Below are 16,157 nucleotides of genomic sequence, written 5' to 3'. Positions count from 1 at the left end.
CAAAGGGGGAGAGGAAAATGACAAGAGAAATCAGCATGTCTAGTGCATTAAATGAAGCGATTAAACTTGCCATGAGAAGAGACGAGGATGTCATTTTAATGGGGGAAGATGTGGCTGGAGGTGCTCATGTCGATCACTTACAAGATGATGAAGCATGGGGCGGTGTGCTTGGTGTAACGAAAGGAATCGTTCAGGAGTTTGGACGTGAGCGAGTTCTTGACACACCAATTAGTGAAGCTGGCTATGTAGGTGCGGCCATGGCAGCAGCTTCCACAGGGCTAAGACCAATTGCAGAACTCATGTTTAATGATTTTATCGGCACCTGTCTGGATCAAGTGCTGAATCAAGGAGCAAAATTCCGATATATGTTTGGCGGAAAAGCAGAGGTACCGATCACGATCAGAACGACACATGGGGCGGGTTTTAGAGCAGCTGCTCAGCATTCGCAAAGCTTGTATGCGCTATTTACAAGCATCCCTGGATTGAAAGTAGTGGTGCCTTCTTCACCATACGATGCCAAAGGATTGCTGCTGGCAGCCATCGAGGATCAGGACCCTGTCATCTTTTTTGAAGACAAAACGCTTTACAATATCACAGGAGATGTTCCAGAGCGATACTACACGCTGCCGCTTGGCAAAGCAGATGTGAAAAGAGAAGGCTCAGATGTGACCATTTTTGCAGTAGGCAAACAAGTTCATACAGCACTCGAAGCGGCCGAGCAATTAGCTGCCCAAGGAATTGAAGCAGAGGTGATTGATCCAAGAAGCTTGTCACCGCTCGATGAAGAAGCCATTCTAACTTCAGTAGAAAAAACAAATCGGCTTGTCATTGTGGATGAAGCAAATCCAAGGTGCGGAATTGCCGCAGATATTTCTTCTCTGGTTGCGGATAAAGGGTTCGATTTACTTGACGCTCCAATCAAAAAAGTGACGGCTCCTCATACACCGGTTCCGTTTTCACCACCGCTTGAAGATATCTATTTGCCGACACCTGATAAGGTTGTGAACACCGTATTAGAAATGGTTGGAAAGAGTCATGACAAGATCTTGAACTAAAGAAAGGAGAGAGGAAGATGGCTGTCGAGGTTGTGATGCCGAAATTGGGCATGTCAATGAAAGAAGGAACGGTATCTGTCTGGAATAAAGAGGTCGGAGAAACCGTAAATAAAGGGGAAAGCATTGCAAGCATCAACTCTGAAAAAATTGAAATGGAGATCGAATCACCTGCAGAAGGAACCATATTGGATATAAAAGTGCCTGAGGGAGAAGGTGTACCGCCTGGCACGGTCATCTGCTATATCGGTGAAGGAAATGAACAGATCGAGGAAAAGAAAGAAAAAGACCTGACGCCAAAACAAAAGAAAGAGAGAAAGAAAATCTCCCCTGTTGCACGTAAGATTGCTCAAAGCGCTAATCTGGACATTCATACTTTAGTGGGAACAGGTCCAGATGGGAGAATCACGAAAGCGGATGTGCTTCGGGCACTTCCTGATGAAAAAGAAAAACAACAAAAAGAACCAAAGCATCAGCCAGTAAGCATGATGCGGAAAACCATTGCCTCGCGAATGATGGAAAGCCTGCAAACAAGCGCACAATTAACAATAACGATGAAAGCGGATGTGACAAAGCTGACAGCATTACAGCCTGAGTTGAACGAAACAGCCGCAGCACGACACGATATGAAATTAACCATGACCGATTTTGTAGCCAAAGCAGTGGTTCTTTCCCTGCTAGAGCATCCTGCAATGAACAGTCAATATCAGAATGATAGAGTCGAAACTTTTGAGTATGTTCATCTTGGAATCGCTGCTGCTTTAGATCACGGTCTGGCAGTGCCTGTTATTCGGCATGCGGAAAAGCTTTCACTTATTGAGCTGGCGAAGAGCATCAAATCGTATGGAAAAAAAGCACGTGAAGGCAAACTTCTCCACGATGAAATTGAAGGCTCTACTTTTACAATCACGAATCTAGGCGCCTATGGTGTGGAACATTTTACACCAATTTTGAATCCGCCGGAAGCAGGTATTCTTGGCGTTGGCAAAGCGGATCACATGCCAATTTATCGTGGGAATGAATTATGTAAAGGGACGATCCTGCCACTCAGTCTGACATTTGATCACCGCGTGCTGGACGGAGCGCCGGCATCACAATTTTTATCAACTGTTAAAAGGTATTTAGAAAATCCAGTATCCATTCTTTTATAGGAAGAAGGTGAAATGAATGACGCTTGTCATTATAGGAGGCGGGCCAGCAGGATATGTGGCGGCAATAACAGCCGCCCGTTTTGACAGAGAGGTTGTACTAATCGACCAAGGCCTGTTAGGAGGTACCTGCCTGAATGAAGGCTGTATTCCAACGAAAGCACTTTTGCAAAGCGCCGATATGTACGAGCATGTGAAATCAGCTGGACATTTTGGAATTGAGCTTCCAGGGAAGGAGCCTGTCATTCATTGGGATGCCGTTCAAAAGCGGAAACGGTCAGTCGTCAAGCAGCTGACTGATGGCGTTCGTTATTTGATGAATAAAAACAAAATCAGCGTGTTAAATGGGAAGGCATCATTTCTTTCAGCACATGAGCTATTGATAGAAAGTGAAGGGAAATCTGAAATCATCCAGGCAAAACAAATCATTATTGCTTCAGGATCAGAACCTGCTGCTTTACCTTTCGCCCCATTTGACAGAGAGTGGATCATTGATAGTAAGGATGCGATGACGCTCCCTTCAATACCAGATTCGCTTTGTATCATTGGTGGAGGGGTGATCGGCTGTGAGTTTGCAAGCATCTTTAGCAGAATGGGATCAAAGGTTGTCATGGTTGAACAGGCAGCACACATTTTACCTGAAGAAGATTACGATACAGCTAACTGTCTTTACGATCAGCTTCAAAAAGCAGGTGTAGAAATTTTGACATCAGCAGCAGTCAAACAGCTTGATGCAAGCTCAAAAAAAGTGGTGGTTGAGAAGGATCATGGGGAGCGCTGTGACATCCAGTCTGATCATTGTTTAGTCGCAATTGGCAGAAAGCCGAGGCTGGGAGAGCTGAATCTTGAGCAGATCGGCATTGAATTTGACAGGAATGGCATCTGTGTCAATGAACATATGCAAACCAATCTGCCGCATATCTATGCGTGCGGTGATGTGACAGGCGGCGTTCAGCTTGCTCATGCTGCTTTTCATGAAGGAACGATTGCGGCATCACATGCATCAGGTGAAGATGTAAAGGTCAATGAACAAGTGATTCCAAGGTGCATCTATACGTCTCCAGAAATCGCTAGTGTCGGTTTAAATGAAGAGAATGCTAGAAAACAATATGGGGAGATTCGAATAGGGAAATTTGCATTCTCTGCAAATGGAAAAGCACTAATTTTAAATCAGCCAGCTGGTCAAGTAAAGGTCATTGTCGAACCGCAATATCAAGAAATTTTAGGTGTATCCATTATCGGGCCGAATGCAACAGAACTGATTGGACAAGCGGCGGTGATGATGCATACAGAGCTGACAGCTGATACATTAGAGCAGTTTATTGCGGCACATCCGACACTCTCTGAGGCGATACACGAAGCCTTGCTGCAAACAAATGGGCGAGCGGTGCACTGCTGATAGAGAAACTTTCTATCCGAATGACTTCCTGGGTCAGCCAATAATTGAAAGCGCTTTTATAATTATCTATAATGGATAAAAAGCCCCCAGAGGAGAGGATGGAATGAATCCGACGCCTTGTTATTTAAATACTTGGAAACGTTTTGTTCATGAAGGTTTGCTTGATAGGTCTCGTCTGGATAAGAGAGTGATGGAGTCATGGCACAGATGTAAACAGGCAAATGTGAATCCGTATTTAGATAAAGGACAGTCGTTGTTAGAAAAGGAATTATTCAGTGTTCAAAAAAAGAAGTACTCACTATTCCTAAATGCAGCTCTTCCTTACTTAAATAAAATCAGTCAGCAATTAAAAGAATCTGACATGATGGCATTACTTATCGATGCAGATGGTTATGTGCTAAGTCTGACAGGAAGTCAAAGGACGCTGGTCGAAGCGAAAAAAATAAATTTTATGGAGGGCGCGCGCTGGACCGAAGCCGATGTGGGAACGAATGCTATTGGAACGGCACTGGTCATTGGGGAAGCCGTAGCCATCAACGGAACTGAGCATTTTTCAGTCGCTTCCCACCATTGGAGCTGTTCAGCGGCCCCTATTCGTGATGCAGACGGCACGATCATAGGAGTCATTGATATCTCCTGTATGGCGGATCAAAATCATCCTTTTATGCTTGGAATAGCTTCAACAGTTGCATATGCCATAGAGAGAGAAATTCAGGTCCAGCAAAAAAGGAAAGAGATGGAGCTGATCAGTCATTGTCTCCAGCAGGTAGAAGCGGACGAGCCGTATGTTGTCTGTAATGAGAAAAAGCAGATTGTTTTGGCAAGTAAGCCGATTAGAGACCGATTTTCAGACTGGTACGGAATGGATGTTGAGCTGCTCATGGACGATACATTTGTTACACGGGACAAGCAGATCATTCAGTCAGAACAAGACGGAAAGCTGCTTGGGATGTCTTTTTCTCTTGAAGAAGCAGCGAAGAGCAATATAACTGTTTCTTTTGCTCAATTTCCCGGGGAATCTGGAACAAGTACGACATTTCAGCAGACGCTCAGCGAATTGAAACGAGCGGCACAAACAGATGCAAATGTCTATATTTGGGGAGAAACAGGTACAGGAAAAGAACTGGCCGCTCGAGCGATTCACTTAGCTAGTGAAAGACATAAAGGACCGTTTATTGCCGTGAATTGTGGAGCCATACCTGAAAGCCTGTTAGAAAGCGAACTATTTGGTTATGCTGAAGGGGCTTTTACAGGGGCAAAACGTCATGGAGCAAAGGGGAAATTTGAACAGGCGCATAAAGGAACGCTCTTTTTAGACGAAATTGGCGAAATCCCTTATGCGATGCAAGTGGCGCTTCTTAGGGTCATTGAAGAAAGGAAAGTCGTACCGCTCGGCGGGACACACGAAATCCCTTTGGATATTAGAATCATTACAGCGACACACCGGAATATGAACGAACTGCTGAGGGAAGGTAAAATACGAGAAGATTTGTATTACCGTCTTCATGTCTATCCAATCAACATCCCGCCGCTTAGGGAAAGAAAAGAAGACATTGTTGCTTTATATCGTTATTACCAAAAGAAACACCAATGGAATGCGACATTTCCTGAATCTTTTTTTCGTAAGCTGGAAGCGTACCATTGGCCTGGAAACATACGAGAGCTTTTTAATCTGTTTGAACATATAAGGGTTCTGTTTCCTAAAGGAGGATGGATTGGTGAATCGCAATATACGGCGGTATTAGAGACGATGGATCAGAAAAAGCAGAAGCTGCCTCCAGTAGAATGTACCGAGATTCCAAAAGAGCTCACGTTTAGGGAACGCATTCAAAAGCAAACAGTGATAGAAGCACTGCACAAAACAAAAGGTCATGTGTCAGAAGCAGCGAGGTCAGCAGGGGTGCCAAGAAGCACCTTTTACAAGTGGATGCGAAAGTATAAGCTGTCATGAACCTATAGGGAGCGCAGCAGCAAGGAGACCTTGGTCTTTCAGTTAGAGGTCGGGGTCTTTCTGTCATGTCTAAACAGAAAACAAAAAGGAAGGAAGAAAGGCTTGACTGTTATATTAGTATATGTTAAATTATAAAAGCCGTCGCTAATGAGACAGGAATGAAACACTTAAAAATTCTTGACACATTTTTCTGGCATAGATATAATGAAACATGTCTTATTATTCCGCAGTAGCTCAGTGGTAGAGCTATCGGCTGTTAACCGATCGGTCGTAGGTTCGAGTCCTACCTGCGGAGCCATAATGGAGAAGTACTCAAGTGGCTGAAGAGGCGCCCCTGCTAAGGGTGTAGGTCGCGTAAGCGGCGCGAGGGTTCAAATCCCTCCTTCTCCGCCATTATTGTATGGCCCGTTGGTCAAGCGGTTAAGACACCGCCCTTTCACGGCGGTAACACGGGTTCGAATCCCGTACGGGTCATGTTTTGTTTTTTGATTCGTTGGGCTATAGCCAAGCGGTAAGGCAACGGACTTTGACTCCGTCATGCGTTGGTTCGAATCCAGCTAGCCCAGCCATTTTTTATATATGTTTTTCTGCATAGCAGATGAGCCATTAGCTCAGTTGGTAGAGCATCTGACTTTTAATCAGAGGGTCGAAGGTTCGAGTCCTTCATGGCTCACCATTGTCACGCGGGTGTGGCGGAATTGGCAGACGCGCTAGACTTAGGATCTAGTGTCTTTATGACGTGGGGGTTCAAGTCCCTTCACCCGCATTGTTTTTTCAAACAGTGCACTTATGAATATATGAGCACATCATACACGCGGTCGTGGCGGAATGGCAGACGCGCTAGGTTGAGGGCCTAGTGGGTGAATAACCCGTGGAGGTTCAAGTCCTCTCGGCCGCATCTAAAAAACCAAAGGTGGTAGACCTTTGGTTTTTTTATTTTTTATAACTTCTAAATGAATCTGTCCACTGATCTTAAGTAAGTGGGCTTTTTTTGTTTGAGGTTGATATTTTTATATAATGTCATCCAATTTTTCTTCAGCCATAGCCTTTTGTTTGTTAGGAAATAAGTGAACATATACGTCTATTGTTGTCCGAATAGAGGCATGTCCTCTTTCTTTGATTGTATAATATTCTTCTTCTTGAAATTAATAAAGCAACATGAGAGAGCCTAAGATCATGTAGCCTAGCCTTATTTTCTTTGTTTTGGGCTCTATTAGTACATGATGTTCTCCATTAATAAATGTTGAGGCTTTGTTGACATCAATTTCTTTCTTATATCTATCGTGGTCTATTTTGTCACAAGAGTTTGCTGAATATAGTTACACATTTTACAAGACAAGTTATTTGCTGGATGGTCTAATGACGAGCTTAAAAATTTATATTGAGAAGCAAAAGATAAAAGGGTGTTACTTCGTGTAGCGTCCTTTTTATCTTGGAAAGAATGAAACAAATTGAAAAGAAGAAGAGTGGAAAAGATTTTAATTGTATTAGGGGACTTTGATAATAAATATTTATGATAAACTGATGTCATCAAAATTTTCTAATTGAAATGAATCTTAACGTAGGAGCAGTTGCTAGATAATGGAGGTATAACATGAAACAGATAGAAGCAATTTTTTTAGATAGAGATGGAACAATTGGTGGTGATGATACTATTCATTATCCCGGAAAATTTGAACTCTTTCCTTATACAGCAATTCAAATCAATAAACTAAAAAAAGATAATGTGAAAATATTCTCTTTTACAAATCAACCTGGTATATCAAGTGGATTTGCTAAAGTAGAAGATTTTAAAGAGGAATTGAAAGGTTTTGGTTTTGATGAAGTATATATATGTCCACACGGTCATAATGATGGATGCTCTTGTAGGAAGCCTGGCATAGGAATGTTAATGGAAGCTCAACAAAAACACGATTTAACTCTCGAAAATTGCGTCGTAATTGGGGACCGTTGGAGTGATATTGTTGCAGCTGATAAAGTAGGAAGTATTAAAATTTTGGTTAGAACTGGGGCTGGTGAATATTCACTTCGTGAACACTTTGATAAATTAAGTGGGATTAAAATAGATTATATAGCCAATGACCTTAATGATGCTATAAACTGGTTGTATAAAAATTCTTGTTTAAATAATCAAGTGTAATATTACCCTGCTAATGAGAGCTGTCAATACAAACAAGGTGTTTCAACATGTAGCATCTTTTTTTGAAATAAAAAGGTTACGAGTCCTTTCATAAACAGAGTGTTGAGGTCGTTGGAATTAAGGTAAACCAGTAGAAGTGATGGTGACGGAATTAAAACAGACCGAACTATGAAAAATGACAAGAAACATGAAAGCTAACCAGGGGGAAATTGCTTAGAAATCTATGAATGGAGAGTGAATCGAATTGCTCCATAAAAGAAAAACAAAAAGCACCTCGTGACCGGTCGAAGCTGATTGCAGTTACATTGTGGTCTTGTGTTGGGAGCCTGCTGCTGAAAACTTTCTGTCAGAGTTTATTAATGAAAACACCAGATTATGAAGAAGTAAAGGCAATAAGGACAAAGTTAGAGGAGTAGACCCACTTATCAAGGCCAAAATTAAAAAACATAGCATATAATTAATATGCTATGTTTTTTCTTGTTACACTAATGCACCCATTACTTTAATTGCTACATAAGGTTATCTTATGATGGAATAAAAACAAGTGTCAGTCAGCTTGTTGCCATCTGCGGATAAATCATCATTTCTTAAAGTGCCTTCAAATACAAAGCCAAGTTTTTCTGGGATAGCCCGACTTTTAAGGTTTGTAGATTCACACCTTATTTCAATTCTTCTAAATTTGATATTGTTTAATCCGAAGTCAGCTAATTTCTCCACTGCTTCTGTCATATATCCATTCCCACTAAATTTAGTATTTACCCAATACCCAATCTCACATTTAGGAATGGTCCAGTCAATCCTCTGAAGGCTAGTTGTCCCAATGAAGTGATTGCTGTTTTTATCAAAAATAAGAAAACGGAAACTTTCCCTCTTTAAAAAATTGATATGAGCATTTCTTAAATTGATCTCTGTTTCTTCAGCAGTAGGAAGTTTTTGAGCGAATGGCAACCACGCTTTTAATTCAGAAAAGGAATCCTTTATTGCTTGGTTTACAATTTTCCCGTCTCCTGTTTGGTGTGGTGCTCGAAGAATGAGTCTTTCTGTTTCTAACTGTAAAGGAATATCTAACAATAAAGGGTTCATTTCATTTCTCCTCTCGGAATTTTATATTTTAGCGTGTATGGAGAGTATTTAGTTCATACTGTTCGTTGTCAATTTATTGTAGCAGATACTTGATCGATTCTTTAGAATATGAAGGTGCATCTTAAGTAAGTGGAATTTTTGTTTGAGATTGTTCTCTGTTTAGTTATTTAAAATTTCCAACTGAACAACAAAATCATAAAGTGGGGTTGAGTAAATGCTTGGATTACCAAGAGGGGAAGTTTTTTTAGTTCCTTGGTTTGCTGAATGGGTCAAAGAATTTGATATGGAAAAGAAACGAATAGTAGAAGTTATCGGTCAGTACATAGTGAATGTCCACCATATAGGAAGTACAGCAGTAAATGGTTTGAGTGCGAAACCCATTATTGATATAGCGATCGAAATCAATCATTTTCTTGACGGAGAACAGTGCGTAACAGCTTTGCAAGGGCTGGGTTATTCTTATAGAGGGATCAATGTGTTACCTGAAAGACACTATTTCAGTAAAGGAGAACCACGTACACATCAAATCCATATGTATCAAACGGGCAATAGATATCTACTCGAACAAATAAATTTTAGGGATTACCTGAGAAGTAACGAACTAGCAAGAAGTGAGTACCAACAGCTTAAACTTAACCTAGCAAATGTAAATAAAAATGACAAACACAAATATGCAGAGGGAAAAACAGAATTTGTTAAGTCGATTTTAGATAAAGGTTCTCTTTAGGTGCTGAAAAAATTGATTTTATGCACAAGAAAAATCGCTGCAAAGAAGAGTTTCTTCTTTCTAATCAACAAATTGCAATTATTACCGATTCATGCTATAATGAAAAGTAATTATTTTTGTTCGGCGTAAAGGATAGTATGAAGATTGACTTTTCGTCTTGAGGGTACTTTGGGCAAGGATAGTATAATACATTGTGTGGTAAACGCACGAGGAGGCAACAATCATGGAACAAGGTACAGTAAAATGGTTTAACGCAGAAAAAGGTTTTGGATTTATCGAACGTGAAGAAGGCGACGATGTATTCGTACATTTCTCAGCTATCCAAGGCGACGGATTCAAATCTTTAGACGAAGGTCAAAAAGTATCATTTGACGTAGAGCAAGGTTCTCGTGGAGCTCAAGCTGCTAACGTTCAAAAAATTGCTTAATCTTCATTCTTTTAAAACAGGTTCTCTACGGAGAGCCTGTTTTTTTTGCATGAAAAAACCCTACTCAACGTACAAGTAGGGAGATGGTACAAGGTATTCGTAAAAATTTCATGCTTCAAAGGTTAGTTTAGTATAACATACTGGATTGACAATATGCGGAATTTCCATAAATTAATTTCTTTTATCTTCTTTATAAAGCGGACTGTTCAGTCATTCTGTTATTAAGAAAGATTGAAATGAAGTCATAATTTACTTATTAATCAATTAAATGAATATTTTTCCGGAGTGGAATATGGTAAAATCATTATGTTCTTTCTATAAAAATTGGAAATGTGGTGAATATATTGAAACGTATTTTGGGATCTTTTGTTTTTATATTTATCTTCAGTTTTTCTTTTGTTTTATTCGCAAGTGCAGAAGAGGTGAACATGTCATCTGGAGTCTCCATAAATGGAGAATTGAAATCCAAAAGTTCAATGAACCGATACAATTTTACAACGAATGCTGATGGAGAAGTATACATCAGGCTAGATAAGGCATCTGCCTCTTTTAGTATTACTCTATATGATTCGAAAGGGAATAAGATAGATTCTAATGAATCTTCATTTCCTGGTGAAGCTCTGGTTATCGATAATAAATTGAAAAAAGGGAATTATTATATTGAAGTTATGCCCAGTGAATGGGAAGGCGTAACTAAAGGTACATATCAACTAAAGGCGACATATCCAGGTGCTTTTAAGCGTAATTTAACAACCTTTGAACCAAACGACACTTTTGAAACAAGCATGAAGGTATCTAATGGTACCTATTATAAATCAACGATTGATAGTGAAATTGATAAGGATGTTTATCAGTTCACTTCCAACAAAGATGGTGAGTTATATCTTACTTTAGATCAGGAAACATCTGAATTAGAAGTCACTGTCTATAATGAGAACAAAAATGAAATTGTATCTGACTATACGTGGAATGCTGGAGAGAATATTGTCATTCACGAAAATATAAAAAAAGGAACCTATTATGTCAAAATAAAACCATACACCTCTAATTGGGAAGGAATATCAAATGCTAAGTACCGACTTAAAGTGACGTATCCAGGTTCTTTTAAAAGAGATTTAAATACTTACGAACCAAACGACACGTTTGAAACAGCAAGTCCGCTCATCTCAAATCAATATTACAAATCAAAGCACGAATCGGATTTGGATAGAGACGTATATCAATTTTCAACAGTGAAAGATGGAAAAGTGAAGATTAATCTAGATAAAATAACAGAAGGAGCCTCTATCGCTTTATACGACAAGAACGGTAATGAAATCACTAGGGAATATTTACCTGATATCTTTGGGACAAGTCCAGTTATTGATTTAAATCTAAAAAAGGGCAAATACTATATTGTTGTTGAGCCTAGACATTGGGATGGTGTATCCAGTCAAACATATCGTTTAAAAGCATCTTATCCAGATAAAACACCAAGCATAAACACAGTAACTGATCAATCAACAAATATCGTAGGTAATGCGGAAACGAATGCCAAAGTTTTCGCATATATTGGTCAGAAAAAATTAGGCTCTACAAATGCAAAAAAAGGGAAATATTCAATCAAAATTCCTAAACAAAAAGCTGGAACTTTAATCACTGTGTATTTAGTAGATTCTAATGGAGCGAGAAGTGGCAGTAAAACAATAAAAGTGTTAGATAGAACGCCTCCCGCTATACCAAGTGTTAATAAAATCACAAAAAATACAACGGTTATAACAGGTAAAGGTGAAAAATATGCTACAGTGTACGTTTATCATAAAAACAAGAAGTTAGGAACTGCAAAATTAAATAAAAATGGACAATTTAAAGTGAAAATAAAAAAACAGAAGAAAAATGCATTGATAACCGTTTATTTAAAGGATGCTGCCGGAAATAAGAGCAAATCTAAAGTGGTAAAGGTTTATTAGTGGACAATGTAAGACAACTTAAGGAGATATTGAAATGCTAAAACGATTCTTATTTATTTTTTCAACGCTCCTCATGGCGATTGCAGTATTGTTCATCGCCGCAAAGGATTCACCGGGTAGGAATACGATTTCGTTAGAGGACCCATTACCATTTATGCTGTCAGTAGGGATGGTGGTTTTCTTATTTATTCCTCCTTTGGTGATGTCGTTTTTTGATCATATTGTGGTTAGAGTAATATCTGGAATCTATCAATGTTTTATTGTGTTCTCATTCCTTGTCTTAATCCCTATAGGCTTTTTTATTCCGAACGGGGGAATGACTATTTTGATTTCAATTTTAGGCTTTTTGGTTAGCTTGTCCAGTATGGTCGTTACATTTATGCGAGGTCATCATAAAGAAAAAGGAGTTAGCATATAGCGATCCATAAAAAAGCCACGACTCAATAGAGAAGTGGCTTTTTTTACGTTTGATAAAAAATCATAGAATTCTCTTCGGTCAGTCATAAAGTAATAAAATACTGCCATTTCAAAGAATATCAATCATAACGTCGAAATATCAATCACAAACCGGTAACGCACATCACTTTTCAGCACCCGTTCATACGCTTCATCAACTTGATTAGCGTTGATGACTTCAATTTGTGGTGCGATGTTGTGAGCAGCTGCGAAATCGAGCATTTCTTGTGTTTCTTGGATGCCGCCAACGAGTGAACCAGCAATGCTGCGGCGGCCGGAAATTAATGAAAAGACGTGGAATTGATCCGGCTTAGGCGGTGCACCGACGTTCACCAAGGTTCCATCTACACGGAGTAAGGACAAATAGGCATCCACATTAATGTTGGCAGAGACCGTATTGAGAATAAGGTCGTACTGACCGGCTAGTGTCTGAAACGTATCAGGATCACTTGTAGCAAAGTAGTCTTTTGCGCCAAATGACAGTGCTTCTTCTTTTTTATTCAAAGAGCGGCTCAACACCGTCACTTCAGCACCTAGAGCGCTCGCGAATTGAATGGCGACATGACCGAGTCCGCCCATTCCGACGATAGCAACCTTTTTACCAGGACCTGCCTTCCAGTGCTTTAATGGTGAATAAGTTGTAATGCCAGCACAGAGAAGAGGGCTTGCGGCATCAAGAGGCAGTTGATCAGGAATGCTGACGACAAATCGTTCAGTTACGACAATTTTTTGACTGTAGCCGCCATAAGTCGGCTCCCCGTCATAGTCACGGCTGTTATACGTTTGGACGACTCCTTTTGTGCAGTACTGCTCGTCTCCATTTTGACAATATTCACAGGTGCCGCAGGAATCCACAAAGCAGCCAACGCCTACACGGTCTCCGATCTGAAACTTCGTCACATCATCCCCTACAGCTGCAACGACCCCAGTAATCTCATGACCTGGAACCATCGGGAAAATGCCGCCGCCCCATTCATCAAAAGCGCTGTGGATATCTGAATGACAGATCCCGCTAAATTGAATATCAATTAAAATATCATGTGGACGAAGCGCTCTTCGTTCAATGGTCGTCCGTTCAAAGTTTGCTTTGGCGTGTGATACACTTAAAACGTTTGATTGGTGCGTCTGACACATTCTTGATCATCCTTACAAAAATAAGATTCGATTCTTTCTTCTATACTGTACGTCTTAAAGTGAACTCTAAGTCAATAGAAAACCCTCTTCAGGCTTTTAATAAAAGAATTGAGCCAAAAGCATCTTGCTTTCTTTTTCAAAATGGAGATGATGAGGAAAGGGAGATCGGAAGGTAAGAGAAAGAAGGAGAGTACAATGAAAATAGCACAAGCAGCAAAACAGCTCGATTTATCCACTGCGACACTTAGATATTACGAAAATATTGGTTTGATTAGGGAAATCAAACGTGACGATCATGGGATTCGTGATTATACAGAGGATGATCTTCAATGGATTGAATTTATCAAGTGTATGAGAAATGCAGGGCTCTCGATTGATGCGCTTAGAGAATATACAGCCTTATTTTTTGAGGATGATGATCATACGTTATCTTCGCGAAAAAACATTTTGGTCAATGAACGAGAAAGACTCGTCCAAAAACAAAAGGAAGTCGAAGAGACCATTAAACGGTTGGATTTCAAAATAGAAAGTTATGAAGATATTATCCACAATCATGAGAAAAAACTCGCTCATCAGCTGAAAACTCATTCTAATTAAACGAAGAAAAACCTGTGACTTGTCACAGGTTTTTTTGATAGAGTTATCTTTTTGTGTAACGCACCCAGTTATAATGTGCGTGGAGCGGGGTAACACCGTTGTAGGAGCCAAGCCATTCATCGACACCTGCACCATTCCACAGGTTCATCATAATTTTCCCTGGTGTTTGAGGAATTTGAGTGGTGGCGGTATGTTTTAATTGTCCATCGACATACCATTTGATAGAGTTTGGCTGCCAGTCAAATGCATACGTGTGATAAGAGTTCGCTGCATCGAAACCAAGGTTGACGATCTTTTCATGATTTCCTACACCATTGGTATAGTAGTTAAACTGTACCTTTGTCGTATCTTTTCCTAGAAATTCAATGTCAATCTCATCCCAAGGCGTACCATCAGTCGGTCCCGTATAAGTGAAGAAAGAAGAGACGATCCCCACATTTTTGGCGGGCTTCATGTTGACTTCATATAGCCCATAGCCGTACGTTTGAACGGAGCGGTTTTCTCCGCAGTCAAACTTGTTATAGGCAGGACTTGTGAGCGATAAACGCATTTCACCTGATGATGTCATCGACACGTTATTTGCACGCCACGTACAGTTAAACATGTTTCCATTCGAGTATCCATCGGCTTTTTGCCATAACCCCGTATTATAGTTATTAAAAGGTTCATAAAACGATCCACCCGTTTGTGCCGAGGCACTCGCTGTAAAAGTGGACAAACTCAAGACTAATCCAGTGGCAACCAGCATCAACATTCGTTTCATACGGTACATATTCGCATTCTCCTCTCCTTTTATGGAAGCGCTTTCTTTATTGATCATACATGATTCTTTCAAAAGGGAAAATCGGTCTAATATATGATATTAAAAGAGACTTTTTGATAGATTCTTCTCTTCTTTCATGAGAAGTTATGAAAGAGAATGGTATAAACAGAAAAAGGCCAAAAACTCATAAAGGATAGTTGAGTTTTTGGCCTTTTTTATTTTAAAAAACTTTTGCTTTTTCTTTAGCTTGATCAACTGCCGCTGTTTTAATCTCTTCGGCTAAATGGGGTGTGTAAGACATGCCTTCTACTAAGATCTTGTCAAAGGAAGTTACACCGATGAAGTTTAAAACGGTTTGTAAGTGTCTGCTGCCAATTTCCTTGTCCTGCTGGGGTCCGGTCGTATAGATGCCCCCGCATGCCTGAATGTGAATTGCTTTTTTGTTATTTAATAGTCCAATAGGTCCATGTTCCGTATATTGAAAGGTTTTACCACGCATACAAATGGCATCAATGTAGGCTTTCATGACAGGTGGATGTGAAAAATTCCACATAGGATTGACGAACACGTACTTATCGGCCTGACAGAATTGATCAAGCAAATGTGCAAGGGCCTCTAGTTTTTTCTGATGATTTGGCTGTAATTCGTCAAATGATTGTCCAGATTGCAGCTTTGCCCAAGATTCAATCACATCTTGATCAATTTGCGGGATGTCTGTTTTATATAAATCAAGGCGAACCACTCGATCTTTTGGATGTGCTTCTTGATAGGCGCTGATGAATGCTTCTCCAACAGTTAAGCTGTATGATTCAGAAGGACTGCTTGGGTGTGCGGTAATATATAAAAGGGTACTCATAATGTTTCTCTTCCTTTCAAATGTAGTTTAAAGAGCAAATTGTGCAATTCCGTCTCCATAAGACCAGTTATCCTGGGTTACTTCGATCAAATTGATAAATAGATCTTCTGTTCTTACGTTGGCGGATTGGTGCAATTGTTTGCTTAATTCTTTATAAAATTCTTTTTTCATTTCTGTTGGACGGCCAATATTTAAAAATATTTGTACGATCAACAATTCGTCAGATCGTTCAATTTCTAAACAAGTCGGATGAAAATTGAAGTTTTCTTTCTCGAGTTCCTCTATAATTAAAAAACGATCATCACTAGGAACCTTTAGATGGTCAACAATGACCTGTCCAATTATGTCTCTTATTTCGTTTTTAGCCTCAAGGGAACGACCTTTGATCATAGATACACGGGTTAAAGGCATATTCATCACTCCTATTTGTTTGATGGGTACATGATGATGTTACCGCTAGAGAGGAATTTTAAGA

The 16,157-nt window shown here is 39.9% G+C and carries 15 protein-coding genes, 7 tRNA genes and 3 pseudogenes; 19 read left to right on the top strand and 6 right to left on the bottom strand.

The features are described from left to right. Positions 1–17: 17 nt before the first annotated feature. The 11 genes from ASG46_RS04825 to ASG46_RS04775 all read left to right on the top strand — a co-directional run bounded on the left by ASG46_RS04825 (position 18) and on the right by ASG46_RS04775 (position 6,448). Positions 18–1,055 (top strand): alpha-ketoacid dehydrogenase subunit beta, encoded by a 1,038-nt coding sequence (locus tag ASG46_RS04825; protein ID WP_008346887.1) that lies wholly within the window; start codon positions 18–20, stop codon positions 1,053–1,055. 17 nt (positions 1,056–1,072) lie between these two features. After that, entirely contained in the window at positions 1,073–2,203 is a 1,131-nt protein-coding gene (locus ASG46_RS04820) for a dihydrolipoamide acetyltransferase family protein (RefSeq protein ID WP_025206800.1), read from the top strand. 16 nt (positions 2,204–2,219) lie between these two features. Further along, entirely contained in the window at positions 2,220–3,599 is a 1,380-nt protein-coding gene (lpdA, locus tag ASG46_RS04815) for a dihydrolipoyl dehydrogenase (protein WP_056703452.1), read from the top strand. A 103-nt stretch (positions 3,600–3,702) separates the two neighbouring features. Continuing rightward, positions 3,703–5,550, top strand: coding sequence for a sigma-54-dependent Fis family transcriptional regulator (locus tag ASG46_RS04810; RefSeq protein WP_025206802.1), 1,848 nt, complete (start codon positions 3,703–3,705; stop codon positions 5,548–5,550). A gap of 223 nt (positions 5,551–5,773) precedes the next feature. Next, positions 5,774–5,848 (top strand) — tRNA-Asn (locus ASG46_RS04805). Positions 5,849–5,852: 4 nt separating this feature from the next. Further along, a tRNA-Ser gene (locus ASG46_RS04800) sits at positions 5,853–5,943 on the top strand. A 9-nt stretch (positions 5,944–5,952) separates the two neighbouring features. Next, positions 5,953–6,024: transfer RNA gene (locus ASG46_RS04795), tRNA-Glu, on the top strand. 20 nt (positions 6,025–6,044) lie between these two features. Next, positions 6,045–6,119, top strand: a tRNA-Gln gene (locus ASG46_RS04790). A gap of 31 nt (positions 6,120–6,150) precedes the next feature. Then, a tRNA-Lys gene (locus tag ASG46_RS04785) sits at positions 6,151–6,226 on the top strand. A gap of 7 nt (positions 6,227–6,233) precedes the next feature. Next, a tRNA-Leu gene (locus ASG46_RS04780) sits at positions 6,234–6,316 on the top strand. 48 nt (positions 6,317–6,364) lie between these two features. Next, positions 6,365–6,448: transfer RNA gene (locus ASG46_RS04775), tRNA-Leu, on the top strand. Between the two features lie 112 nt (positions 6,449–6,560). Here ASG46_RS04775 and ASG46_RS21525 read toward each other — a convergent pair. Further along, positions 6,561–6,735, bottom strand: a pseudogene (locus ASG46_RS21525) (tyrosine-type recombinase/integrase); the annotation flags it as partial. A gap of 120 nt (positions 6,736–6,855) precedes the next feature. Here ASG46_RS21525 and ASG46_RS21520 point away from each other — a divergent pair. The 3 genes and pseudogenes from ASG46_RS21520 to ASG46_RS21250 form a co-directional block, all read left to right on the top strand. Beyond that, positions 6,856–6,995 (top strand): annotated as a pseudogene (locus ASG46_RS21520) (hypothetical protein); the annotation flags it as partial. A 149-nt stretch (positions 6,996–7,144) separates the two neighbouring features. Continuing rightward, positions 7,145–7,690: an HAD-IIIA family hydrolase gene (locus ASG46_RS04770; RefSeq protein ID WP_008346879.1), complete on the top strand. Its 546-nt coding sequence runs from the start codon at positions 7,145–7,147 to the stop codon at positions 7,688–7,690. Positions 7,691–7,944: 254 nt separating this feature from the next. Then, a pseudogene (locus ASG46_RS21250) lies at positions 7,945–8,022 on the top strand (hypothetical protein); the annotation flags it as partial. Positions 8,023–8,209: 187 nt separating this feature from the next. Here ASG46_RS21250 and ASG46_RS04760 read toward each other — a convergent pair. Further along, positions 8,210–8,773 carry a GNAT family N-acetyltransferase gene (locus tag ASG46_RS04760; protein WP_008346769.1) on the bottom strand — a complete coding sequence of 188 codons (564 nt, stop codon included), beginning with the start codon at positions 8,771–8,773 and terminating at the stop codon, positions 8,210–8,212. 214 nt (positions 8,774–8,987) lie between these two features. On the opposite strand from ASG46_RS04760, the gene ASG46_RS04755 reads away from it, so the two are divergent. The 4 genes from ASG46_RS04755 to ASG46_RS04740 all read left to right on the top strand — a co-directional run bounded on the left by ASG46_RS04755 (position 8,988) and on the right by ASG46_RS04740 (position 12,294). Then, positions 8,988–9,500, top strand: a complete 513-nt coding sequence (locus ASG46_RS04755; protein ID WP_008346767.1) for a GrpB family protein — start codon at positions 8,988–8,990, stop codon at positions 9,498–9,500. 223 nt (positions 9,501–9,723) lie between these two features. Next, positions 9,724–9,927 carry a cold shock protein CspC gene (gene cspC / locus ASG46_RS04750; protein WP_008346765.1) on the top strand — a complete coding sequence of 68 codons (204 nt, stop codon included), beginning with the start codon at positions 9,724–9,726 and terminating at the stop codon, positions 9,925–9,927. Between the two features lie 344 nt (positions 9,928–10,271). Next, positions 10,272–11,876 carry a PPC domain-containing protein gene (locus ASG46_RS04745; protein WP_008346763.1) on the top strand — a complete coding sequence of 535 codons (1,605 nt, stop codon included), beginning with the start codon at positions 10,272–10,274 and terminating at the stop codon, positions 11,874–11,876. Positions 11,877–11,910: 34 nt separating this feature from the next. Continuing rightward, complete coding sequence (locus ASG46_RS04740; RefSeq protein ID WP_008346761.1) at positions 11,911–12,294, top strand: hypothetical protein; 384 nt, start codon at positions 11,911–11,913, stop codon at positions 12,292–12,294. Between the two features lie 122 nt (positions 12,295–12,416). On the opposite strand, the gene ASG46_RS04735 is transcribed toward ASG46_RS04740, so the two are convergent. Continuing rightward, positions 12,417–13,466 (bottom strand): NAD(P)-dependent alcohol dehydrogenase, encoded by a 1,050-nt coding sequence (locus tag ASG46_RS04735; RefSeq protein WP_008346759.1) that lies wholly within the window; start codon positions 13,464–13,466, stop codon positions 12,417–12,419. 195 nt (positions 13,467–13,661) lie between these two features. Between ASG46_RS04735 and ASG46_RS04730 the strand changes: the two genes are divergently transcribed. After that, complete coding sequence (locus tag ASG46_RS04730) at positions 13,662–14,063, top strand: MerR family transcriptional regulator (RefSeq protein ID WP_056703449.1); 402 nt, start codon at positions 13,662–13,664, stop codon at positions 14,061–14,063. Between the two features lie 43 nt (positions 14,064–14,106). Here the strand turns inward: ASG46_RS04730 and bglS are convergent, their stop codons facing one another. The 3 genes from bglS to ASG46_RS04715 all read right to left on the bottom strand — a co-directional run bounded on the left by bglS (position 14,107) and on the right by ASG46_RS04715 (position 16,093). After that, complete coding sequence (bglS, locus tag ASG46_RS04725) at positions 14,107–14,835, bottom strand: beta-glucanase (RefSeq protein WP_008346755.1); 729 nt, start codon at positions 14,833–14,835, stop codon at positions 14,107–14,109. Between the two features lie 211 nt (positions 14,836–15,046). After that, positions 15,047–15,682: an NAD(P)H-dependent oxidoreductase gene (locus tag ASG46_RS04720; RefSeq protein ID WP_056703446.1), complete on the bottom strand. Its 636-nt coding sequence runs from the start codon at positions 15,680–15,682 to the stop codon at positions 15,047–15,049. 27 nt (positions 15,683–15,709) lie between these two features. Continuing rightward, positions 15,710–16,093 (bottom strand): tautomerase family protein, encoded by a 384-nt coding sequence (locus tag ASG46_RS04715; RefSeq protein WP_008346751.1) that lies wholly within the window; start codon positions 16,091–16,093, stop codon positions 15,710–15,712. Positions 16,094–16,157 lie beyond the last annotated feature (64 nt).

This window comes from Bacillus sp. Leaf49, from assembly GCF_001426125.1.
GTDB classification, from domain to species: domain Bacteria; phylum Bacillota; class Bacilli; order Bacillales; family Bacillaceae; genus Bacillus; species Bacillus altitudinis.
This window is presented reverse-complemented; position numbering and strand designations above follow the sequence as displayed.

Excerpts from the sequence above, each read along its gene's own strand:
- ASG46_RS04825 (WP_008346887.1), top strand. The coding sequence starts at position 18 with ATGACAAGAGAAATCAGCATGTCTAGTGCATTAAATGAAGCGATTAAA.
- ASG46_RS04820 (WP_025206800.1), top strand. The coding sequence starts at position 1,073 with ATGGCTGTCGAGGTTGTGATGCCGAAATTGGGCATGTCAATGAAAGAA.
- lpdA (WP_056703452.1), top strand. The coding sequence starts at position 2,220 with ATGACGCTTGTCATTATAGGAGGCGGGCCAGCAGGATATGTGGCGGCA.
- ASG46_RS04810 (WP_025206802.1), top strand. The coding sequence starts at position 3,703 with ATGAATCCGACGCCTTGTTATTTAAATACTTGGAAACGTTTTGTTCAT.
- ASG46_RS04770 (WP_008346879.1), top strand. The coding sequence starts at position 7,145 with ATGAAACAGATAGAAGCAATTTTTTTAGATAGAGATGGAACAATTGGT.
- ASG46_RS04760 (WP_008346769.1), bottom strand. The coding sequence starts at position 8,773 with ATGAACCCTTTATTGTTAGATATTCCTTTACAGTTAGAAACAGAAAGA.
- ASG46_RS04755 (WP_008346767.1), top strand. The coding sequence starts at position 8,988 with ATGCTTGGATTACCAAGAGGGGAAGTTTTTTTAGTTCCTTGGTTTGCT.
- cspC (WP_008346765.1), top strand. The coding sequence starts at position 9,724 with ATGGAACAAGGTACAGTAAAATGGTTTAACGCAGAAAAAGGTTTTGGA.
- ASG46_RS04740 (WP_008346761.1), top strand. The coding sequence starts at position 11,911 with ATGCTAAAACGATTCTTATTTATTTTTTCAACGCTCCTCATGGCGATT.
- ASG46_RS04735 (WP_008346759.1), bottom strand. The coding sequence starts at position 13,466 with ATGTGTCAGACGCACCAATCAAACGTTTTAAGTGTATCACACGCCAAA.
- ASG46_RS04730 (WP_056703449.1), top strand. The coding sequence starts at position 13,662 with ATGAAAATAGCACAAGCAGCAAAACAGCTCGATTTATCCACTGCGACA.
- bglS (WP_008346755.1), bottom strand. The coding sequence starts at position 14,835 with ATGTACCGTATGAAACGAATGTTGATGCTGGTTGCCACTGGATTAGTC.
- ASG46_RS04720 (WP_056703446.1), bottom strand. The coding sequence starts at position 15,682 with ATGAGTACCCTTTTATATATTACCGCACACCCAAGCAGTCCTTCTGAA.
- ASG46_RS04715 (WP_008346751.1), bottom strand. The coding sequence starts at position 16,093 with ATGCCTTTAACCCGTGTATCTATGATCAAAGGTCGTTCCCTTGAGGCT.